The organism is Verrucomicrobiota bacterium, assembly GCA_016871495.1.
GTDB lineage: Bacteria > Verrucomicrobiota > Verrucomicrobiia > Limisphaerales > VHDF01 > VHDF01.
Genome location: VHDF01000001.1, coordinates 103,484 through 124,697, shown reverse-complemented (window position 1 = coordinate 124,697; position 21,214 = coordinate 103,484). Strand labels below are relative to the sequence as shown.

Genomic DNA, 21,214 nt, shown 5'->3' with positions numbered 1-21,214 from the left:
CTTGAATCCGAGGGGAATCTCCCATCGACAATCCAATTTGTTCCATCGTCGCCACGGCGGAACGAGACAACAGCAACAAACAACAAAGTAAATCGCCGGTTCGCGGGCCGCGAACTTGATCGATCTCTGGCCGGGGATCGCGACGAGACTGAAAGGAAAAATGGCAGACATTGCAAATATCGTGGAAGAACTGAGCAAGCTTACGGTCCTTGAGGCCGCCGAGCTCGTCAAACAACTCGAAACCAAGTGGGGTGTCAGCGCGGCCGCGCCCGTGGCCGTGGCAGCTGCACCTGCCGGAGGCGCTGCCGGCGCCGCCGCCCCCGCGGCGGAAGCCAAGACGGCCTTCGATGTGATTCTGGCTTCGGTCCCCGCCGACAAGAAGATCGCAGTCATCAAAGTGGTCCGCGAAGTCAAAGCGGGACTGGGTTTGGCGGAAGCGAAGAAACTGGTTGAGGAAGCGCCCAAGCCGGTTCTGGAAGGCGCCAACAAGGCCGACGCCGATGCGGCCAAGAAGAAGCTTGAGGAAGCCGGCGCGAAAGTCGAAGTCAAGTGATTTTGGGGTCTTGCAAGGCGGCGGGGTTGGCGCCCCGCCGCCTGGGCGGACCGGAAAAGAATTGGAACGATGGTATTTACACCCGTGTTCTCCCGGATGCTGAGCGGGAGAATCTGTTCCCAGCGGGGTATTCAGCTTCAAGCGGCCACCGGCAACGCCGGCAGGTCGCCCTTTGCACATTCAGCCGTCGAACCGGCCGCAGCAGTGCGGCCATAGCTTAGTCAGAAATCATGCCAACGCGAGTGCCTGAGCGCATCAATTTCGGGAAGATCAAAGAGATCATCAACCCTCCCAATCTGATTGAAGTTCAGATCAACTCCTATCGGGAGTTTCTCCAAGCCGAGATCTCGCCCTCGAAACGGGCGAATCTCGGATTGCAGGCTGTCTTCGCGGAAGTCTTTCCGATTGAAAGCTATGACGGCAAGACCGTCCTCGATTACAAGGACTACGAGATTGGCGATCCGAAGCAGGATTGGCTGGAGTGCTTGCGGGAGGGACTGACCTACGGGTCGCCGCTTCATGTAACCTTTATCCTCAAGGAGGAAAAAGGGGCCAAGGAGGAAAAGGTGTTCATGGGGGAACTGCCCCTGATGACGCCCCAAGGCACGTTCGTCATCAATGGCGCAGAGCGTGTGATCGTAAGCCAGTTGCATCGCTCGCCCGGCCTCGCCTTTGAAGCCACGCAGCATCCCAACGGCAAACTGCTCCACTCGTTCCGCATCATTCCTGATCGCGGTTCGTGGTACGAAGCCCAGTTCGACACCAGCGATCTCCTCTACGTCTACCTGGACCGCAAGAAGAGGCGGAGAAAGTTTCTGACCACGACTTTTTTCCGAGCCTTGGGCTACGGCACCGATGCCGATATTCTGACGCTTTTTTACGACATTCAGGAGCTGAGCGTGAAAGCCGCCGACGGCCTGGATGACATCCAGAACAAGGTCTTGATTGAGGACGTCACCGACGAGAAAAAGGATATCGTTGTCGCGCGCGCCTTCGAACCCCTTTCCAAGGCGGTGATCAAGCAGATTGCCGAGCTGGGCCAAAGCAGGATCCGGGTGGTGGACACCGCGGTGGACGATGGCATCATTATCAAATGCCTGAAGAAGGATCCCACCAAGAACGAAGAGGAGGCCCTCAAAGACATCTATCGCCGGCTGCGTCCGGGCGATCCGCCCACGGCGGCGAATGCCCGCGCCTTGATCAAGCGCCTTTTCTTCGATCCCAAACGCTACGATTTGGGCCGTGTCGGTCGCTACAAGATCAACCAGAAGCTGGGTCTGAAAGAAGACAACGAGTCGCGCATTTTGACCAAGGAGGACCTGGTTGCCGCCACCAAGTACCTGCTCAAGCTGAAGAAGGGAGAAGGCACGCTGGATGACATTGATCATTTGGGCAGCCGCCGGATCCGGACCGTGGGCGAGTTGCTTGCCAATCAATGCCGGGTCGGACTTGCCCGGACGGAGCGTCTCGTGAAGGAGCGCATGACTCTGTTTGATCAGGGCATGGACACCATGACGCCGCAGAAGCTGATCAATCCGAAGGCCCTTTCGGCGGTGGTGCGCGACTTCTTTGGGCGAAGCCAATTGTCCCAGTTCATGGACCAAATCAACCCGCTGGCCGAATTGACCCACAAGCGCCGGCTTTCGGCGCTGGGGCCCGGAGGTCTGTCGCGTGACCGGGCCGGATTCGAAGTCCGTGACGTGCATCCCTCGCATTATGGCCGCATTTGTCCGATTGAGACGCCGGAAGGTCCGAACATCGGTCTGATCGCGTCCCTCGCGACCTTCGCCCGGGTCAATGATTTTGGTTTTATCGAAACTCCTTATCGCCGGGTCGAGAAAGGCCGTGTGACCCATCACATCGAGTACCTCACCGCCGACCGCGAGGAGCAGTACATCGTGGCGCAAGCCAACGCCACCATCGACCACAAGGGGCACTTCCTGACCGACCGGGTCACGTGCCGGTGCAAAGGGGACTTCATCGATGTGGAGCCGACCCGGGTGGATTACATGGATGTCTCGCCCAAGCAACTGGTCTCGGTGGCAGCGGGGTTGATTCCTTTTCTTGAGCACGACGACGCGAATCGCGCGTTGATGGGCTCGAACATGCAGCGGCAGGCGGTGCCCTTGCTCGTGACCGAAGCGCCCCTCGTGGCGACGGGACTGGAGGATCGGGTGGCCAAGGATTCGCGGGCCGTGATCGTCGCCGAGGACGCGGGCAAAGTCGCCTCGGTGACCGGCAGCCAAATCATTGTGTCCCGTGACGGCAAGTTGCCTGAGGGCAAGAAGAAGATCAAAACGGATGTCGGCGAGGGGTTGCACGTCTATCAAGTGCGGAAGTTCATGCGTTCGAACGCCGCGACGTGCATCAACCAAAAGATTCTCGTGGCCCGTGGTGATACCCTGAAGAAGGGGCAGGTCGTCGCGGATGGCCCCTGCACCAGCGGGGGCGAGCTGGCTCTGGGGCGAAACGTGCTTTGCGCCTTCATGCCGTGGAACGGCTATAACTTCGAAGATGCGATCCTGATCAGCGAGCGCATCGTGAAGGACGACGTGTTCACGTCCATCCACATCGAGGAGTTCGAGGTAGGCGCTCGCGACACCAAGCTTGGACCGGAAGAAATCACCCGGGATATTCCAAACCTGGGCGAGGAAGCTCTCAAGAATCTGGGCGCCGACGGCGTGATTCGCGTGGGCGCGGAAGTCAAACCGGGAGACATTCTGGTGGGCAAGATCACGCCCAAGAGCGAAACGGAACTGGCGCCGGAGGAGCGCTTGCTCCGGGCGATTTTCGGCGAAAAAGCCGCCGATGTGAAGGACACTTCCCTCAAGGTTCCCTCGGGAACCTACGGCATTGTCATGGATGTGAAGGTCTCCTCGAAGAAGGAGAATGAAAAGCCCGGGACCCGGATGAATCCGAGCGAGGCCAAGAAGCACGCCAAGGAGGTCGAGGAGAGCTACAAGAGCAAGCTCGACGATCTGCGGGAACAATTGACCGAAGGGCTGAGCAACATCCTCCTCGGCGAAAAGATTCCGCTCGACGTGGTGAACTCCGAAACCGGGGAAATCATTATTCCGGCCAACCGGAAAATCACCAAGACGCTGCTGCGGAAACTGGCAGCGGTGTACGACCGCATCGAAATCGATCCTTCACCGATTCGCAACAAGATCAACGAAATCATCGGCAGCTTCAAAAAGAAGTTCGAAGAGCTGCAAATGCAGCATGACGAGGATGTGGAGCGGGTCGAGTCCGGGGACGAGGTGGACACCGGCATCATCAAGTCCGTGAAAGTCTATATCGCCTCGAAACGCAAGCTGTCCGTCGGCGACAAGATGGCCGGACGGCACGGCAACAAGGGGGTGGTGGCCAAGATTGTGCCCGAGGAAGACATGCCGTTCCTTGCGGATGGCACTCCGGTGGACATCGTCTTGAATCCCCTGGGGGTTCCGTCCCGCATGAATGTGGGGCAAGTGTTGGAAACGCACCTGGGCTGGGCGGCGCGGCTCTTGGGGCTGCGTTTCGCGACGCCGGTGTTCGATGGCATTCGAGAGAAGGACATTCGTCATTACCTGAAAGAGGCGAAGCTTCCGGAGCATGGCAAGACCATGCTTTACGACGGACGAACGGGGGAGGCCTTCGACCAGGAAATCGTCGTGGGCTACATTTACATGATGAAGCTGGGGCATTTGGTGGCGGACAAGATTCACGCCCGCGCCGTGGGGCCCTACTCGCTCGTCACTCAGCAACCCCTGGGTGGGAAGGCACAATATGGCGGCCAGCGGTTCGGCGAAATGGAAGTTTGGGCCATGGAAGCCTATGGAGCGGCTTATACGCTGCAGGAATTGCTGACGGTCAAGTCCGATGATGTGCAAGGGCGCACGCGGATCTACGAAAGCATCGTCAAGGGCGACAACGCCCTTGAGGCGGGCGTGCCCGAGTCGTTCAACGTGCTGGTGAAAGAAATGCAGTCCCTGGGCCTCGATGTGAAAATCGGATATTCCAATCCGGTTGATCAGGTGCAACAACAGCCCAGTTTGGCCACTCTGGCCTGATCCGGCCATCCACCCGAAAACCAACGGAATCCTATGATGACCAGCAAAGAATCCGCCCGCGAGCTGCTCGGCTTGGACAAAGTGAACTTGGTGGAGCATATCGCCATTTCAGTTGCCTCGCCGGAATCCATCAAATCGTGGTCGAAAGGGGAGGTCAAGAATCCCGAGACCATCAATTATCGAACCTTCAAGCCGGAAAAAGGAGGCTTGTTCTGCGAGCGCATTTTCGGCCCCGTGAAGGATTGGGAATGCTCCTGCGGCAAATACAAGCGGATCAAGCACCGGGGCGTTGTTTGCGACCGTTGCGGAGTTGAGGTGACCCTCTCGAGGGTGCGCCGTGAACGCATGGGGCACATCGAACTGGCGGTGCCGGCCTCGCATATTTGGTTTTTCAAGTGCATGCCGTCCCGCATCGGGTTGATGCTCGACATGACCGCTCGGAACCTGGAGCGCGTGATTTATTATGAGGATTACCTCGTCATCGACCCCGGCTCCACGCCACTCAAGCAGCACCAACTGCTGAGTGAAATCGAATACCGGGAGGCGCGTGAAACTTACGGTCCCGACACCTTTCTGGCCAAGATGGGGGCCGAGGCTGTCCGGGAGGCGCTGGGGAAGGTCGAACTCGAAGAGCAGATCACCCAGTTGCAGCAGGCGATGACCGAAACCAAGAGCAAGCAGATCCGCAAGAAGATCGCCAAGCGCATCAAGCTCTTTCAAGGATTCCTGTCGTCGCACATGCGTCCGGAGTGGATGATTCTGACGGTTCTGCCGGTGATCCCTCCCGACTTGCGTCCCTTGGTCCCCTTGGAGGGCGGTCGTTTTGCGACGTCGGACCTGAACGATCTTTACCGCCGGGTCATCAACCGCAACAACCGGTTGAAGAACCTGCTTCAGTTGAAGACGCCGGAGGTCATTATCCGGAACGAGAAGCGCATGCTTCAGGAGGCGATCGACGCGCTGTTCGACAACGGCCGTCACGGCCGCGCGGTGACGGGAGCGGGCAATCGTCCGCTCAAGTCTCTTTCCGACATGCTCAAGGGGAAGAGCGGCCGTTTCCGCCAGAACCTGCTCGGCAAGCGTGTGGATTACTCGGGCCGGTCGGTGATCGTGATCGGCCCCGAGCTGCATCTTCACCAATGCGGACTGCCCAAGAAGATGGCCTTGGTTCTCTTCGAACCGTTCATCATTCGGCGGCTGAAGGAACTTGGCTATGTGCACACGGTTCGATCGGCCAAGAAGATGATCGAACGCCAGTCTCCGGAAGTGTGGGACATTCTGGAAGAGGTGACGAAGGGTCACTCCGTTTTGCTCAATCGCGCTCCGACGCTGCACCGTCTTTCCGTGCAGGCCTTCGAGCCCGTGCTCATCGAGGGGGAAGCCATCCGCATTCACCCGCTTGTCTGCACCGCCTACAACGCGGATTTCGACGGGGATCAGATGGCGGTGCACGTTCCGCTGAGTGTCGAGGCCCAGCTCGAGGCGCGCCTCCTCATGATGGCTCCGAACAATATTTTCAGTCCGTCGAGCGGCAAGCCCATCATGACGCCGACCCAGGACATCACGCTGGGCTGCTATTACCTGACGGCGAATCCCCGTGAAATCGGCAAGTCGTCCGGCGAGAAGAGACTCAAGCTTTTTGGCGGCAAGAGCGAAGTCGTGTTCGCCCTGGCCGACGGCGCAGTGCGGACGCACGAGAAGATCCGCATCGCGAATCCCGATTATGGCGTCAAGACCGTCTACGGGGACGCCGAGAAGAAAATCATTGAGACCACGGTCGGGCGCGTGATCTTCAGCGAGATCTGGCCGCCGGAACTCGGGTTTCCAAACCGGGTGGTGGGCAAATCCCAGTTGGGCGAGTTGATTTGGAATTGTTACAAGCATTGCGGGCACGACAAGACGGTCACCACGCTGGACCGCTTGAAGGAGCTTGGTTTCCAGGAGGCCACTCGCGCGGGTGTCTCCATCGGCATCGATGATATGATCATCCCGAAGGAGAAGCTGCAGGAGATCGAAGCCGCGCAGAAGCAGATCGCCGACGTGGAGAAGCAGTATCGCAAAGGCGTCATCACTCCCGGCGAACGCTACAACAAGGTGGTCGATATCTGGACCCACTGCACCGACCAGATCGCCAACGTCATGTTGCGCACCCTGGAATACAACCAGGGCAAGCGGGAGTACAATCCGGTGTGGCTGATGGTGGATTCAGGCGCCCGCGGCAATCGCCAGCAAGTGCGGCAGCTCGCCGGCGTCCGCGGGCTGATGGCCAAGCCCTCCGGCGACATCATTGAGAAGCCGATTCTCTCCAACTTCCGCGAAGGTTTGACGGTGCTGGAGTACTTCATCTCCACGCACGGCGCCCGCAAAGGCCTGGCTGACACGGCTCTGAAGACGGCCGATTCCGGCTACATGACGCGGAAACTGGTGGATGTGGCGCAGGACGTCATTATCCGCGAGCACGATTGCGGCACCTCGAATGGAATCTGGGTGCAGGCCATTTACGAGGGCGAGGACGAGGTTGTGAAGCTGAGCGAGCGGATCGTGGGGCGGTTCTGCTGCGACGACATTTCCGATCCGAGCGAACCCAAGGTCAAATTGATCCGGGCCAACGATGAGATCGACGAAGTTCGGGCCAAGCAGATCGAACGTTCCGGAGTGGAGCGCGTCCGGATTCGCTCGGTGCTGACGTGCGACAGCAAGCATGGCATTTGCGTTGCGTGTTACGGACGGAATCTCGCCACCGGCGGATTGGTCAAGATGGGCGAGGCGGTGGGCATTATTGCGGCCCAGTCGATCGGCGAACCGGGCACGCAGTTGACGATGCGCACGTTCCACATCGGCGGCACGGCCTCACAGGTCTTCAAGCAACCGCAGATCAAGTCCAAGCATGACTGCGTGATTCGCTACAATGACTTGCGCCTGGTGAAGCTTGAGGACGGCAACAACATCGTGTTGAACAAGAACGGCTCGGTGTCGCTGCTGACGGAGGACGGGCGCGAAATCGAAACTCACAATGTCGTCATTGGCTCCGTGATTTCCGTGCCGAATGGGGGCAAGGTCAAGAAGGGGGATACGTTCGTCCAGTGGGATCCTTACAACGTCCCCATTCTTTCGGAGAAAGCGGGCCGGGTGAAGTTCCACGACATCATCGAAGGCGTCACGATGAAGCAGGAGGTGGACGAGACCACGGGCCAGGAGGCCATGGTGATCATCGACCACAAGGAGGATTTGCATCCGCAGATCATCATCCAGAACGACAAGCGCGAAACCCTGGCCAGTTACGCGATTCCCTCCGGCGCTCATATCGTGGTGAACGAGGGCGACAAGATCGTCGCCGGCACCTTGATGGCCAAGACACCGCGAAAAACCTCCAAGACCAAAGACATCACGGGCGGTCTGCCGCGCGTGGCCGAGTTGTTCGAGGCGCGCCGTCCCAAGGATGCCGCGGAAATTTCGCGGATCGATGGGGTGGTGGATTTCGGACAAAGCGTGCGCGGGAAGCGCTGCATTTTGATCAAGGATCCGCAAACAGGCGTGGAGGAGGAGCATTTGATCCCGATCGGACGCCACGTCATCGTGTTCAAGGGCGACTTCGTGAAGAAGGGCCAGCAACTGACGGAGGGTCCGGTGGTCCCGCACGAGATTCTTGATGTCTGCGGGCCTCAGGAGTTGCAGGAGCATTTGGTCAACGAGGTGCAGGAAGTTTACCGTCTCCAAGGCGTGACCATCAACGACAAGCACATTGAGATCATTGTGCGCCAGATGCTGCGCAAGGTCCGCATCACGGAGCCGGGGGACACGCTCTTCCTGTGGGGCGAGCAAATCGACAAGCTGGCCTTCGAGGATGAGAATCAGCGGGTTGAAAAAATGGGCGGCAAGCCCGCCGAAGCGCAGCCCGTCCTGCTGGGTATCACCAAGGCATCGCTGGAGACGGAAAGCTTCCTGAGTGCGGCCTCGTTCCAGGACACGACGCGCGTGCTGACGGAGGCGGCGACCATGGGCAAGCTGGATTACCTCCGCGGCTTCAAGGAAAATGTGATCATGGGTCACATTATTCCTGCCGGAACCGGTTTTGACATGCACCGGAAAGTCAACCTCAAACCTCTGGTGGAGGTGTTGCCCGAGGAAACAGGGCCGACCATGACGGAAGAGCCGACTGCGAGTTAAAAATATTTCAAAATACAGTTGCAACGAAGACTTCCTTTGCTAGAGTCCGCACTCCGTTTTCCCGGAAGTTCGCGGTGACCGTGTTTTAACGATCGATTTTTGAAATGCCGACCATCAACCAGCTCGTCCGAAAAGGGCGAAACAAGTTAAGTTACAAGTCGAAGTCCCCGGCTTTGCAGCGCGCCCCTTTTCGCAGGGGGGTGTGTCTGCAGGTCATGACACGGACGCCGAAGAAGCCGAATTCGGCCATGCGCAAAGTGGCCAAAGTGAGGTTGAACAACGGTTACGAGGTGATCGCTTATATCCCCGATGAAGGCCACAATCTCCAGGAACACTCCATCGTCCTCGTCCGCGGGGGCCGTGTGAAGGACCTGCCCGGGGTGCGTTACCACATCGTGAGAGGCACGCTTGATGCGGCGGGGGTCGAGAAGCGCCGGGTGAGCCGTTCCAAATACGGAGTGAAACGGCCGAAAGCGGCCAAGCCCGCAGCGGCCAAGTAATTTTGCAAGGCTCCTATGTCCAGACGTCGTCAAGCAGTCAAACGTTCGATCACCCCCGACAGCAAGTTCGGCAGCACCCTGGTTTCGCGCCTGGTGAGCATGGTCATGCGGAGTGGCAACAAGAGTGTGGCCCAGCGCATTGTCTACGGGGCATTCGATGAGATGGTGGCCAAGAACCCCACCAGCAACCCGATGGAAGTGTTGCAGAAAGCCGTGGACAACGCGAAGCCTCGGCTCGAGGTCAAGGCCCGCCGGGTGGGCGGGGCCACTTATCAAGTTCCCCTCGAAGTGCCGACGGACCGTCAGTTTGCGCTGGCCTTGCGCTGGTTGGTTGATTTTGCCGACGCGCGCAAAGGGATCCCGATGAAGCAAGCGCTGGCCGCCGAGATTCTCGAGGCTTACCAGGGCCAGGGCAACGCGATTCGCAAACGCGATGAGGTTCACAAAATGGCCCAAGCCAACAAAGCCTTCGCCCATTTTCGCTGGTAAACTGAAATTTATTTGACCGCGCCCCGGTCGCTGGAAAGCCCGGGGCGCTTTTAGTCTCCGAATCAAAATGACCTCCGCCGTCGAAACTCAGAAGTCCCCGAATTCGCCGAACCGGGCTTACACCCTGGAGCGCACTCGGAATATTGGCATCGCCGCCCATATTGACGCCGGGAAGACGACCACGACCGAGCGGATCCTTTTCTATACGGGCTTGATTCACAAGATTGGGGACGTGGATGACGGCAACACGGTGACCGACTGGATGGAGCAGGAGCGCGAGCGCGGCATTACCATCACCTCGGCTGCGGTGACGTGCTTTTGGACCCAGAAGAAGGAAGAGGGACTTTACAAGTCCTTCGCCACCGTGGCCCATCGCATCAACATCATCGATACGCCGGGCCACGTCGATTTCACGGCTGAAGTCGAGCGATCCATGCGTGTGCTCGACGGCGCCGTCGCTGTGTTTTGCGGAGTGGCCGGAGTGCAGCCGCAGTCCGAGACCGTGTGGCGTCAGGCCACAAAATATAAAGTGCCGCGCATCGCGTTCGTCAACAAGATGGACCGGACCGGAGCGAATTTTCAAAACGCCTTGGACGACATGCGGCGCAAGCTCAATGCTTACGCCTACCCGATTTGTCTGCCCATCGGGGCGGAGGACCGGTTCGAAGGCGTCATTGACCTCGTCAATCAAAAGGCCATTGTGTGGGGACCGGGGGATGTTCAGAATGAGGGACTTCGGTATGAGATTCGTGAGATTCCCGAGGCCATGAAGGGGGAGGCGGCGGCGGCGTTGACGGAATTGATCAACGCGGTGGCCAACAAGGACGATGAGGTGGCGGAGTTGGTGTTGGAAGAGAAGCCCGTGGATGCTCCGACCTTGAAGGCCGCGATCCGGCGGCTTACCTGCAAGATCGAGCTGGTTCCTGTTCTGTGCGGGTCTGCCTTCAAGAAGAAGGGCGTGCAATTTCTGATTGATTCGGTGATCGATTATCTGCCTTCTCCGCTGGATATTCCGGCGGCCCAGGGATTCGAGCAGGGCACGGAAAACCGGATCGACGTGGCGTCGAACGACCATTCCAAGTTTTGTTCGCTGGCGTTCAAACTTTGGACGGACCCCTATGCTGGAAAGCTGGTGTTTTTCCGGGTCTACAGCGGCCAGCTCCGAAAGGGAGACACGATTTACAACCCTCGGACCCGGCGTCGGGAGCGGGTGAGCCGGTTGATGATCATTCAGGGCAGTGAGCGCAAGGATGTCGAAGTGGCATATTCAGGCGACATCGCAGCGCTGGTGGGATTGAGGAATATTACCACGGGCGATACCCTTTGCGACGAGTCGTTCGAAGTGATTTTGGAGCCCCCGACGTTCCCGGAGCCGGTCATCAGCATGGCGGTCGAGCCCAAGACGAAGGCGGACCGGGACAAGATGTCCGAAGGATTGCAACGGCTGGCGGAAGAAGATCCCACGTTCCGTTGTTTTACGAACGAGGAAACAGGCCAGTTGATCATTGCCGGGATGGGTGAGTTGCATCTGGAAATCATCTGCGACCGCTTGAAGCGGGAATTTAGCGTGGAATCGAACTCCGGAGCGCCCCAGATCGCTTATCGCGAAACGATTACCAAATCCGCGGATGGGGAGGGCAAGTTCATCCGCCAATCCGGCGGGCGCGGCCAATATGGGCACGCGTTGATCAAGGTTCAGCCCAACGAGAAGGGCAAGGGGGTTGAGATTGAGAACAAGATTGTCGGCGGAGCCATTCCCAAGGAATACATTCCCGCGGTTATCGACGGCATTGAAGAAGCGATTCGCGGGGGAGTTTACGCGGGCTATCAGGTCATCGACGTCAAAGTGCAGGTGGTGGACGGCACTTTCCACGAGGTAGATTCCAACGAACTGGCGTTTAAGATGGCGGGCATTTTCGCCTTGAAAGACGCCTTCAAGAAGGCCTCGCCGATTCTGCTGGAACCAATCATGAAGGTGGAGGTGACCACGCCCGACGAGTACCAAGGGGACTTGCTCGGGGACATTAACCGCCGGCGGGGGACCATTGTCAGCATCGACGCGAAGTCGGGGCAAACGATTCTGAACGCGCAGGTTCCCCTGGCTGAGATGTTCGGATACGCTACCGCGATCCGATCGCTCTCCAAGGGGCGCGCCTCTTACTCGATGGAGCCTTTTTCGTTCGAGCAGGTGCCGAACAGCATCGCCACCGCAATTTTGGATTCCGCCAAGTCCCGGCCGGCCGCCCGGACTTAGCATTTCGGAACAGTGAAGCAATAGAGCACACAATTTGGTTATGGCAGGACAAAGAATTCGCATCCGGCTCAAAGCCTACGACCATCGGGTGATCGACCAGTCGGCTCACGACATCGTGGAGACCGTCAAACGCAGCGGCGCTCGGGTGGCGGGGCCCATTCCGCTGCCGACCCGCGTGGAACGTTACACCGTGCAGCGGTCTCCTCACGCCGACAAGAAGTCGCATGAAACCTTCGAGCAGCGCACGCACAAGCGTCTCCTGGACATCATCGATCCGACGGCGAAGACGGTGGACGAGTTGAAGAAGCTGAACTTGCCGGCGGGCGTGGATATTACGATCAAGATCTAGGAATGTTATGATAGGCTTGCTTGGAAAGAAGATCGGCCAGACGCGCGTTTATGACGCGAAGGGGGTGCTGGTTCCCGTCACCGTGATTTTGGCGGGGCCGAACCGGGTGGTGCAGATTCGTACCCCCGAAAAGGACGGCTACGCGGCCGTGCAACTTGGGTTTTCGGACCAGAAGGAGTCGAGGCTCAACCGTGCGGCGATGGGACACCTGCGGAAGCATGAATCCAAGCCGGTGCGCTTGCTGAGGGAATTTAGAGATTTTCCGGTGCCGGTGGAAAAGGGTGGCGAGGTGGGGGTGAACGTTTTTGCGGCCGGAGACTTTGTGGACGCGATTGGTGTCACCAAGGGGCGGGGATTCGAGGGCGTGGTGAAGCGCCATGGATTCAGGGGTGGCGACATGACCCACGGAGCGAAGGGGTGGCATCGTCGTTCGGGCGCGATCGGACAGCGGCTTTTTCCGGGCACGGTCATGAGAGGCATGAAGATGCCGGGGCATATGGGCCAAGTGCGACGCACGATTCAAAACCTGGAGGTCATCCAGGTTCGCGAAGCGGATCACCTCCTCCTGGTCAAGGGCGCGGTGCCGGGAGCCCGGGGCGACTTCGTCGTCATCCGTGAGTCGAAGAAGCATCCCAAGAAGGCCGCCAAGTAGAGGGAAGGACCTTAGCGAATGAAAATTTCAGTTAAAGATTCTCAAGGCAACGTTCAGGGGGAAATTGAAGTTCCCTTTGTCGTCGTCGAGGATGGCAAGGGGACTCAGGCCGTGCATGACACGGTGGTGGCATTCCGGGCGGCCCAGCGCATGGGTACGGCCTGCACCAAGACCATGGGTGAGGTCGCGGGCACTGGCAAGAAGCCCTGGCGGCAGAAGGGTACGGGCCGCGCCCGTTCCGGGTCCTTTCAATCGCCGTTGTGGCGTGGCGGCGGGGTGGTGTTCGGTCCGAAGCCCCGCGATTTTGGGGTCAAGACCAGCAAGAAGACCCGTCAACTGGCGCTGCGAAAGGCGTTGAGCGAGCGCTTGCGGGCAGGTCATGTTTTGGTGTTAGACGCCGTGAAGCTGGAGACGCCCAAGACCAAGGCTTTTGTGGCACTCCTGGGGGCGCTGGGATTGAAGGGCACGACGTTGATCGTGGACGCGCAAGTTGATCGAAATCTCGCGCTCTCGGCCCGCAATATTCCCAATCTTGAGCTCGCGACGGGAGCCGATCTGAACACCTACCAGGTGTTGCGACCCGACCATGTGGTGATTACCAAGGGAGCCCTGGAAGTTTTGGGAAGCCGTCTGAAAGGGGTAGCTTAACGGATTATGAACAGCTTCGAAATCGTCAAGTCAGTGAGGTTGACCGAAAAGGGGACCCGCCAATCCTCGGGTTTCAATCAGTACACGATTGTGGCGGATCGCCGGGCGAGCAAACTGCAAATTCGCCAGGCGGTGCAGGAATTGTTCAAAGTGAAGGTTCTCGCCGTGAACACCTTGAATGTGCGTGGCAAGGCGCGTCGCCAACGGACTGCGAACGCGGGGCGTTCCCCCTCCTGGAAGAAGGCGCTGGTGACCTTGAAGGAAGGCGACAAGATCAGTTTGACTTAAGACGGACACTTTTGAGGTAGCTATGGCTGTAAAATCTTTCCGACCGCTGACTCCATCGACGCGCTACATCACGATTGCGTCGTTCGATGAGATTACGAAGACGCGCCCCGAGCGCCGGCTGGTTCAGATCAAGAAGAAAACCGGCGGACGCAACGCCTACGGACGGGTGACGAGCCGCGGCATTGGGCAGGGCCACAAGCAAAAGATTCGCCTGGTGGATTTTAAGCGCAAGAAGCATGGCCTGGATGCCAAGGTGATCGCCATCGAGTATGATCCGATGCGCAGCGCCCGCCTTGCGTTGCTGGAGTACTCGGACAAGGAGCGCCGCTACATTCTGGCTCCGAACGGGCTGTCGGTCGGATCGGTGTTGCGCAGCGGGGACGCGGCGGCTCCGGAACTGGGCAACAGTCTTCCGCTGAAGAGCATTCCGGTTGGAATGCCCATTCACAATCTGGAGCTGGTTCCGGGACGGGGCGCGCAGTTGGTGCGATCCGCGGGTGGCGCGGCCACGTTGATGTCGCGAGACGAAGGTTATGCGCAAGTGCGGCTGCCTTCGGGCGAGATCCGCAAATTCAACGAGTTGTGTTTCGCGACGATCGGCCAGGTGGGCAACGTGGAGCATGAGAATGTGATTTTGGGCAAAGCCGGGCGTGCCCGTCACCGTGGCATTCGGCCGCTGAGCCGGGGCGTCGCCAAGAACCCGGTGGATCATCCGATGGGCGGCGGGGCCGGCAAGACTTCCGGGGGCGGTCATCCGGTGACCCCGTGGGGGGTTATTACAAAGGGGTATAAGACCCGGAAAAAGTTCAAATATTCGAACCGTTTTATTCTGGTCCGGCGCGATGGCCGGCCGATGAAGCATAGATCCTAACACCTATGGGACGTTCCATCAAAAAAGGCCCCTTTGTGGACTTGCCGCTGATGAGCAAGATCCTGAAGGCAAAAGAGACGAAGTCGAAAGTTCCGATCAAGACGTGGTCGCGCCGGTCGATGATCACGCCCGATTTTGTCGGGCTGACCTTCAACGTGCACAACGGCAAGGTTTTCAATCCGGTGTTTGTGACCGAGAACATGGTAGGGCACCGGCTGGGTGAATTCTCGTTGACCCGCACGTTCAAGAAACACGGCGCGCACACCGCGAAGGCCGAGGCAAAATAGGGGGCGAACATGGAAGTTCAAGCGATTACCAAGAACGTTCGGATGTCCGCGCAGAAAATGCGGGAAGTGGTCCGGCAGATCCAGGGGATGAACGCCGTCCAGGCGGTTGCAGTGCTGGAGGCGGTGCCGAGGAAATCGGCGCGCGTGGTGGCAAAAACATTGAAGTCCGCGATCGCAAACGCGGAAAACAACAACCAGCTCCGGTCCGAGTCGCTGCGGGTAGTGCAGGCGGTGGCGGGAACGGCGACCAGCATGAAGCGATTCACCCCCAAGGCCCGCGGGTCGGCCGGGCCCATCGTCAAGCGGAGCTGCCACATCAAAATCGTGGTTTCGGATACCTAAGAGCTTATGGGACAGAAAACCAATCCGATCGGTCTGCGGGTCGCGGTGACGAAAGACTGGCGTTCGAAGTGGTTTGCCGGGAAGAAGGAATTCGGCAAACTGCTGACGGAGGACCGCAAGATTCGGGACATCTTGAAAAAGAAGCTTGAATCGGCCTCGGTTCCGAAAATTCAGATCGAGCGCGCGGCCACACGGTGCCGGATTACGATCTTCACGGCGCGTCCCGGCGTGGTCATCGGGCGCAAAGGTGCCGAGATTGACAAGATCAAGGAAGAGCTCGGGCGTTTGACCGGCAAGGAGATCTATGTGGACATCCAGGAGGTCAAGAGTCCCGAAATCGACGCCCAATTGGTGGCGGAGAACGTGGCTTTGCAGTTGGAGCGGCGCATTTCATTCCGACGAGCCATGAAGAAGGCGGTGCAGACGGCGATGGATTTCGGGGCGGACGGCATCAAGATTCGTTGCGCGGGGCGGCTGGGGGGTGCGGAGTTGGCGCGCGTGGAGACGTATCATGAAGGAAGAGTGCCGCTGCACACCTTGCGGGCCAACATCGATTACGGGTTCGCGGAAGCGAGCACGGTCTACGGCAAATTGGGAGTGAAGTGCTGGATTTGCAAAGGCGAGATGAAGCAGGAACGGGGAGGACAGGCTGCGGCGGGGGGACCCGCGCCGGCGGCGGCCCTGACGGCCAGCGCGTGAACCTGGGGATGCGAGCAACAACAGATTTCAACCGGAAATATTGAGGTGCTGATATGGCGATGATGCCGGCAAGGGTCAAGTATCGGAAGATGCAGCGGGGGAGCCGCCGCGGACTGGCTTCGCGGGGCGCCACGGTGGCGTTTGGAGAATTTGGGTTGCAGGCCATGGAGCGTTGCTGGCTGGACACCAAGCAGATTGAGGCGGCGCGGGTGGCGATTACACGGTTCATGAAGCGGCGCGGGAAAGTTTGGATCCGCATTTTCCCCGACAAATCTTACACCAAGAAACCGCTGGAGGTGCGCATGGGCACCGGCAAAGGCGGAGTTGAATCCTGGGTGGCCGTGATCCGGCCGGCCAACATTTTGTTCGAGGTGGATGGTGTGACCGAAGTGGTGGCGAGGGAGTCGATGCGCCTGGCGGCGGCGAAACTGCCGATCAGGACGAAGTTTGTGTCCCGTCATCACGGCACGTAGCGCGGAATTTTTGGGCGATGGTATGAAGATGATCGATTTGAAAGACTTGACCCTGCCGGAGTTGACGGCGAAGAGCCGCGACCTGCGCCAGGAGTTGTTCAATCTGCTGCTTCAGAAGGCTTCGAGCCAACTGGAAAAGCCGGCGCGTTTGCGGGTGCTGCGGCGCGATATTGCGCGGGTGGAGACCCGGGTTTCGCAGCTTCGAATGAAAACGAACGGATAATTGGAGAGCATGGAAACGACGCAATCAGCGGAATGCAGGGCCACGCGCAAGGAGCGCACGGGCGAAGTCATCTCGAACAAGATGCAAAAAACGATCGTGGTGCGCGTCGAGCGGCGCTTTCGGCATCCGGTGTTCAAAAAGGTGGTGACCGCCTTCAACAAATTTTACGCCCATGACGAGGAGGGAAAGGCGAAGATCGGGGATCTCGTGAAGATCGCGGAGACGCGTCCCATGTCGAAGACCAAACGCTGGCGTCTGGTGGAAGTGGTAGAGGCCTCAGGCGCGGCGAAGGCTCAATCCGTTTAACGAACGAGAAAGCGAGAATCCTATGTTGCAAATTCGATCGATCCTGGACGTGGCGGACAACACGGGTGCGCGCAAGGCGGCAGCGATTGGCGTGCTGGGGCGGAATCAGCGCTACGCGAAGATCGGGGACGTGATCAAGGCGCACATCAAGGAGGCGGCTCCTGACGGGTCGGTGAAGAAGGGCGATGTTGTGAACGCGGTGATTGTGCGCACGCGCAAGGCGATTCGCCGGGGCGACGGGTCATATCTGCGATTCGACTCCAATGCGATCGTCATCATCGACAAAGAGAACAATCCGAAGGGAACGCGTATTTTCGGGCCCGTGGCGCGCGAACTTCGGGAAAAGAGATTTATGAAGATCATTTCCCTGGCCCCCGAGGTGATCTGAAACGGAATTTAGGAATAATCGAGTTATGGCGAGTGTGCATGTCAAAAAGGGTGATGAGGTGGTCGTGCTCTCCGGCGCGGACCGCGGCAAGCGGGGCAAGATCATTGAGGTCATGCCCGGGAAACAGCGGGTCATTGTGGAGGGCATCCGCATGATCAAACGCCACATGCGCAAGAGTCAGGCCCATCCTGAAGGCCGCATCGTGACCAAGGAAGGCATGTTGCATTGGTCCAAGGTGATGCGAGCCTCTGTTTACGACGCGAAACCCCGCCGGGCCAAGGCCGCGGCCGAGGTCGCGCAATCTTGATCGAGAACCAGGCATTAAAGACGTCCAGTATGAAGCCGAGGCTGCAAATCAAATACGAGGAAAGCGTTCGTCCCGCGCTCATGGAGAAGCGGAAGTATGGCAATGTCCACCAGGCCCCGAGGATCGAAAAGATTGTTGTGAACATGGGGGTGAGCGCGTCTCTGGAAAAGGGCGCGGTGGATGACGCCGCCAAGGATTTGTCGATGATCACGGGTCGGAAGCCGGTGATCTGCAAATCCCGCAAGAGTGTGGCCAATTTCAAGTTGCGCAAGGGACAGCCGATCGGCTGCCGGGTGACCCTTCGGCGGGAAGTGATGTACGAGTTTTACGATCGTCTGGTCGCGGCGGCCCTGCCGCGGATCCGGGATTTTCGCGGCGTGTCGAGGCGGTCCTTCGACGGCAAGGGCAATTATTCCATTGGCATTCCGGACCAGACGATTTTTCCTGAGATTGATTTGGACAAGATCAAGCGCCAGCAGGGGATGGACATCACCATCGTGACTTCGGCGGGCACCGATGAGGAGGCGTTTGAATTGTTGAAATTGATGGGAATGCCGTTTGCGGAAGCCAAGTAACACCACACATTGTATGGCCAAGAAAGCATGGATTGAGCGGGAGAAGAAGAAGCGCGAGACCGTCAAGAAATACGCCGCGTTGCGGGCCGAGTTGAAGGCGAAGAAGGATTATGAGGGCCTGACGAAATTGCCCAAGAACGCGAGCCCCACGCGCGTCACCAACCGTTGCGCGATCAGCGGACGTCGGCACGCTTACATTCGCAAGTTTTCATGTTCCCGCCTGACGTTTCGCGAGGCGGCCCTGGCGGGGCTTATCCCCGGTGTGGTCAAGGCGAGCTGGTAAGGAAAGTCTATGGACAATATTGCAGACATGCTGACGCGGATCCGGAATGCCGGAACGGCGCTGATTCCCGAGGTGATCATGGGGCATTCGCGCCTCAAGGAAAGTGTCGCCAAGATTTTGAAGCAGGAAGGCTACATCGCTGACTGGGCGGTGGACGGTGCCAAGATCAAGCAATTGCGGGTCAAGTTGAAGTTCGAGGGCCGGCGAAGTGTGATTGCCGGAATGAAACGAGTGAGCTCCCCGGGATTGCGCCGCTATGTGGGTGCCGGCGAGATTCCGCGGGTCTTGGGAGGCATGGGGACCGCGATTCTGAGCACGCCGAAGGGGGTCATGACCGGAGGCCAGGCGCGGAAACAAAACGTGGGCGGCGAAGTCCTGTGCTTTATCTGGTAGGATTTGGCGGCTGAACGAAACAAGAGACAAGCATATGTCACGCATTGGACGCATACCGATTACGGTTCCGCCAAAGGTCAAGGTGGAAGTCAAGGGCCGCAAGGTTTGGGTGGAAGGCCCGAAGGGAAAACTGGATTTTGAAATGCCTGCCTTGACGCAGGCGACCTTGAGCGGAACGGAGCTGAAAGTGAGCCGTGAGGGGGATGATCAGCGAGCCAAGGCCCTGCACGGGTTGAGCCGCGCCATTCTGAACAACATGGTGAACGGCGTTGCCAACGGATTCGTCAAGAAGCTTGAGATTCAGGGCGTTGGTTTCAAGGCGGCGGTGCAAGGCAAGCTGGTCAATTTGAGCCTGGGTTATTCTCATCCGGTCCAATATCCCATTCCCGACCAGATCAAAGTGACGGTGGAAGAAAACACGAAGCTGACCATCGAGGGGCCGAGCAAGGAGTTGGTGGGACGAGTGGCGGCGGAGATCAGGGCTTATTATCCTCCCGAACCTTACAAGGGCAAGGGTGTGCGATACAGCGACGAAAAAGTCCTCCGCAAGGAAGGCAAGACCGTGCAATAATGTTGGTGGTACGATCCGGGCTTCAATCTGGACGGACCGCGAGATTGGGAATATCGATGAGAACGGAACAGAAACTGAAATTGAGGCAGCTGAGGTCCTGGCGCATTCGCAAGAAGGTGATCGGAACCGCGCAGCGTCCGCGGATGAGTGTCCGGTTCACGGGCAAGAACATCCACGTGCAATTTATCGACGATTCCGCCGGGAAAACATTGGGTGCGGTTTCGACCATCACCCAGGCGGGGGGGCAGCAGGAGAAGCTTTCGGCCAATGTGGCGAGCGCCCAGAAGCTTGGCAAACGGGCGGCGGAAGTGGCCAAGGCGAAGGGGATCGAGGCGGTGGTGTTCGACCGGTCGGGGGCGAAATTTCACGGAAAAGTGAAGGCGCTGGCGGATGCCGCGCGCGAAGGGGGATTGCAGTTTTAACGATTTATACGAGAGGGATTTGTGGCAGAAGAAACTCGAACTCACAGTAGCGACTCCAGGGGAGGCAACATGCGGGGAGGACGCCGTCGCGGGCGAGGTCCCTCGGACAACGCGGACGGAGGCGATGGGCGTCCGGGCAGCGAGATCGTGGAGCGTGTGGTCTACATCAATCGTTCGGCCAAGGTGGTGAAAGGCGGGCGTCGATTCAGTTTCAGCGCGCTGGTGGTGGCCGGGGACAAGAATGGCCGGGTGGGCATTGGTTTAGGCAAGGCCGGCGAGGTGGCGGATGCGATCCGCAAGGGCGGGGAAGACGCCAAACACAAGCTGGTCAAGGTATCGCTGCGAGCGGCGACGATTCCTCACGAAGTTTTATCGGCCTTTGGGGGAGCCAAGGTTCTCTTGAAGCCGGCGTCTCCCGGAACGGGCATCATCGCGGGCAAGACCGTGCGCGCGGTGGTGGAGTCTGCCGGGGTGCGGGACATTTTGAGCAAATCCCTGGGATCGAAGAATGCGGCCAACGTGGCGAAGGCGACCTTGCAAGCGCTGCGGCGGTTGCGGTTGCGCGAGGACATTTTCCGGAGCCGGGGGCTTGAGTCGAGGTTGAAGCCGGCGGAAGCTCGAGTCTAAGTTTCGAAGCCAAAGGTACACAGCTATGAGACTACATACATTGCGCCCCCGTCCGGGAGCCAAACATCGCACGAAACGGCTCGGACAGGGCGAGTCCAGCGGGCACGGGAAAACGAGCGGCCGGGGCGGCAAAGGGCAAAGCGCGCGATCGGGAAGCAGCATCCGAATCGGGTTTGAGGGCGGTCAGATGCCCTTGATCCGGCGCATGCCGAAGCGCGGTTTTAACAATGCGCGTCATGCGACCGTTTACGCGCCCGTGAACGTGGAAGCGCTGAACCGTTTCGAGGCGGGGGCACGGGTGGACGAGGCGGCACTGCGGGCGTCGGGGCTGGTTTCGGGCCGGGCGGACGGGGTGAAGATTTTGGGCGGGGGGGAGCTCGGACGCAAGTTGACGGTAGTGGCGAACGCTTTTAGCGGGCAGGCGCGGGCGAAGATCGAGGCGGCGGGAGGTTCCTGCGAGACGGCGGGTTCCGCGAGCATCTGAAAGGGTAAACG

At 58.9% G+C, this 21,214-nt stretch carries 26 protein-coding genes; all 26 read left to right on the top strand.

The window, feature by feature from the left end; translation table 11 throughout:
* The first annotated feature begins 160 nt into the window (after nucleotides 1-160).
* The 26 genes from FJ404_00605 (at nucleotide 161) to FJ404_00480 (ending at nucleotide 21,203) form a co-directional block, all read left to right on the top strand.
* Nucleotides 161-553: a 50S ribosomal protein L7/L12 gene (locus tag FJ404_00605; protein MBM3821390.1), complete on the top strand. Its 393-nt coding sequence runs from the start codon at nucleotides 161-163 to the stop codon at nucleotides 551-553.
* Between the two features lie 230 nt (nucleotides 554-783).
* Nucleotides 784-4,605, top strand: coding sequence for a DNA-directed RNA polymerase subunit beta (gene rpoB, locus FJ404_00600; GenBank protein MBM3821389.1), 3,822 nt, complete (start codon nucleotides 784-786; stop codon nucleotides 4,603-4,605).
* A gap of 33 nt (nucleotides 4,606-4,638) precedes the next feature.
* Nucleotides 4,639-8,772 carry a DNA-directed RNA polymerase subunit beta' gene (gene rpoC, locus FJ404_00595; protein ID MBM3821388.1) on the top strand — a complete coding sequence of 1,378 codons (4,134 nt, stop codon included), beginning with the start codon at nucleotides 4,639-4,641 and terminating at the stop codon, nucleotides 8,770-8,772.
* Nucleotides 8,773-8,876: 104 nt separating this feature from the next.
* Nucleotides 8,877-9,272 (top strand): 30S ribosomal protein S12, encoded by a 396-nt coding sequence (locus tag FJ404_00590; GenBank protein ID MBM3821387.1) that lies wholly within the window; start codon nucleotides 8,877-8,879, stop codon nucleotides 9,270-9,272.
* 15 nt (nucleotides 9,273-9,287) lie between these two features.
* The gene (gene rpsG / locus FJ404_00585; protein ID MBM3821386.1) at nucleotides 9,288-9,761 is read left to right on the top strand and encodes a 30S ribosomal protein S7; all 474 of its coding nucleotides are present in this window, start codon (nucleotides 9,288-9,290) and stop codon (nucleotides 9,759-9,761) included.
* Nucleotides 9,762-9,828: 67 nt separating this feature from the next.
* Nucleotides 9,829-12,015 (top strand): elongation factor G, encoded by a 2,187-nt coding sequence (gene fusA, locus FJ404_00580; protein ID MBM3821385.1) that lies wholly within the window; start codon nucleotides 9,829-9,831, stop codon nucleotides 12,013-12,015.
* Nucleotides 12,016-12,055: 40 nt separating this feature from the next.
* The gene (rpsJ, locus tag FJ404_00575; protein MBM3821384.1) at nucleotides 12,056-12,364 is read left to right on the top strand and encodes a 30S ribosomal protein S10; all 309 of its coding nucleotides are present in this window, start codon (nucleotides 12,056-12,058) and stop codon (nucleotides 12,362-12,364) included.
* Between the two features lie 7 nt (nucleotides 12,365-12,371).
* Nucleotides 12,372-13,016 (top strand): 50S ribosomal protein L3, encoded by a 645-nt coding sequence (locus tag FJ404_00570; protein MBM3821383.1) that lies wholly within the window; start codon nucleotides 12,372-12,374, stop codon nucleotides 13,014-13,016.
* A gap of 18 nt (nucleotides 13,017-13,034) precedes the next feature.
* Nucleotides 13,035-13,664 (top strand): 50S ribosomal protein L4, encoded by a 630-nt coding sequence (rplD, locus tag FJ404_00565; protein MBM3821382.1) that lies wholly within the window; start codon nucleotides 13,035-13,037, stop codon nucleotides 13,662-13,664.
* Nucleotides 13,665-13,670: 6 nt separating this feature from the next.
* Entirely contained in the window at nucleotides 13,671-13,952 is a 282-nt protein-coding gene (locus tag FJ404_00560) for a 50S ribosomal protein L23 (protein MBM3821381.1), read from the top strand.
* 22 nt (nucleotides 13,953-13,974) lie between these two features.
* Entirely contained in the window at nucleotides 13,975-14,823 is an 849-nt protein-coding gene (rplB, locus tag FJ404_00555; GenBank protein MBM3821380.1) for a 50S ribosomal protein L2, read from the top strand.
* Between the two features lie 5 nt (nucleotides 14,824-14,828).
* Nucleotides 14,829-15,110 carry a 30S ribosomal protein S19 gene (gene rpsS / locus FJ404_00550; GenBank protein ID MBM3821379.1) on the top strand — a complete coding sequence of 94 codons (282 nt, stop codon included), beginning with the start codon at nucleotides 14,829-14,831 and terminating at the stop codon, nucleotides 15,108-15,110.
* 9 nt (nucleotides 15,111-15,119) lie between these two features.
* The gene (locus FJ404_00545; GenBank protein ID MBM3821378.1) at nucleotides 15,120-15,452 is read left to right on the top strand and encodes a 50S ribosomal protein L22; all 333 of its coding nucleotides are present in this window, start codon (nucleotides 15,120-15,122) and stop codon (nucleotides 15,450-15,452) included.
* Nucleotides 15,453-15,458: 6 nt separating this feature from the next.
* Complete coding sequence (gene rpsC, locus FJ404_00540) at nucleotides 15,459-16,151, top strand: 30S ribosomal protein S3 (GenBank protein ID MBM3821377.1); 693 nt, start codon at nucleotides 15,459-15,461, stop codon at nucleotides 16,149-16,151.
* A gap of 53 nt (nucleotides 16,152-16,204) precedes the next feature.
* The gene (rplP, locus tag FJ404_00535) at nucleotides 16,205-16,624 is read left to right on the top strand and encodes a 50S ribosomal protein L16 (GenBank protein ID MBM3821376.1); all 420 of its coding nucleotides are present in this window, start codon (nucleotides 16,205-16,207) and stop codon (nucleotides 16,622-16,624) included.
* Between the two features lie 22 nt (nucleotides 16,625-16,646).
* Nucleotides 16,647-16,847, top strand: coding sequence for a 50S ribosomal protein L29 (gene rpmC / locus FJ404_00530; protein MBM3821375.1), 201 nt, complete (start codon nucleotides 16,647-16,649; stop codon nucleotides 16,845-16,847).
* A gap of 9 nt (nucleotides 16,848-16,856) precedes the next feature.
* A complete protein-coding gene (gene rpsQ, locus FJ404_00525; protein MBM3821374.1) occupies nucleotides 16,857-17,153 on the top strand; it encodes a 30S ribosomal protein S17 in 297 nt (98 codons plus the stop codon).
* A 22-nt stretch (nucleotides 17,154-17,175) separates the two neighbouring features.
* On the top strand, nucleotides 17,176-17,541 hold the full coding sequence (gene rplN, locus FJ404_00520; protein ID MBM3821373.1) for a 50S ribosomal protein L14: 366 nt from the start codon (nucleotides 17,176-17,178) through the stop codon (nucleotides 17,539-17,541).
* A gap of 25 nt (nucleotides 17,542-17,566) precedes the next feature.
* Nucleotides 17,567-17,848 carry a 50S ribosomal protein L24 gene (rplX, locus tag FJ404_00515; GenBank protein MBM3821372.1) on the top strand — a complete coding sequence of 94 codons (282 nt, stop codon included), beginning with the start codon at nucleotides 17,567-17,569 and terminating at the stop codon, nucleotides 17,846-17,848.
* A gap of 29 nt (nucleotides 17,849-17,877) precedes the next feature.
* Nucleotides 17,878-18,423, top strand: coding sequence for a 50S ribosomal protein L5 (rplE, locus tag FJ404_00510; GenBank protein ID MBM3821371.1), 546 nt, complete (start codon nucleotides 17,878-17,880; stop codon nucleotides 18,421-18,423).
* Nucleotides 18,424-18,436: 13 nt separating this feature from the next.
* Complete coding sequence (gene rpsN, locus FJ404_00505) at nucleotides 18,437-18,706, top strand: 30S ribosomal protein S14 (protein ID MBM3821370.1); 270 nt, start codon at nucleotides 18,437-18,439, stop codon at nucleotides 18,704-18,706.
* Nucleotides 18,707-18,715: 9 nt separating this feature from the next.
* Nucleotides 18,716-19,099 (top strand): 30S ribosomal protein S8, encoded by a 384-nt coding sequence (gene rpsH / locus FJ404_00500; protein MBM3821369.1) that lies wholly within the window; start codon nucleotides 18,716-18,718, stop codon nucleotides 19,097-19,099.
* 34 nt (nucleotides 19,100-19,133) lie between these two features.
* The gene (locus tag FJ404_00495; protein MBM3821368.1) at nucleotides 19,134-19,670 is read left to right on the top strand and encodes a 50S ribosomal protein L6; all 537 of its coding nucleotides are present in this window, start codon (nucleotides 19,134-19,136) and stop codon (nucleotides 19,668-19,670) included.
* A gap of 56 nt (nucleotides 19,671-19,726) precedes the next feature.
* A complete protein-coding gene (locus FJ404_00490; protein MBM3821367.1) occupies nucleotides 19,727-20,092 on the top strand; it encodes a 50S ribosomal protein L18 in 366 nt (121 codons plus the stop codon).
* A gap of 69 nt (nucleotides 20,093-20,161) precedes the next feature.
* Nucleotides 20,162-20,719 carry a 30S ribosomal protein S5 gene (locus FJ404_00485; GenBank protein ID MBM3821366.1) on the top strand — a complete coding sequence of 186 codons (558 nt, stop codon included), beginning with the start codon at nucleotides 20,162-20,164 and terminating at the stop codon, nucleotides 20,717-20,719.
* Nucleotides 20,720-20,744: 25 nt separating this feature from the next.
* On the top strand, nucleotides 20,745-21,203 hold the full coding sequence (locus FJ404_00480; GenBank protein MBM3821365.1) for a 50S ribosomal protein L15: 459 nt from the start codon (nucleotides 20,745-20,747) through the stop codon (nucleotides 21,201-21,203).
* Nucleotides 21,204-21,214: the final 11 nt, after the last annotated feature.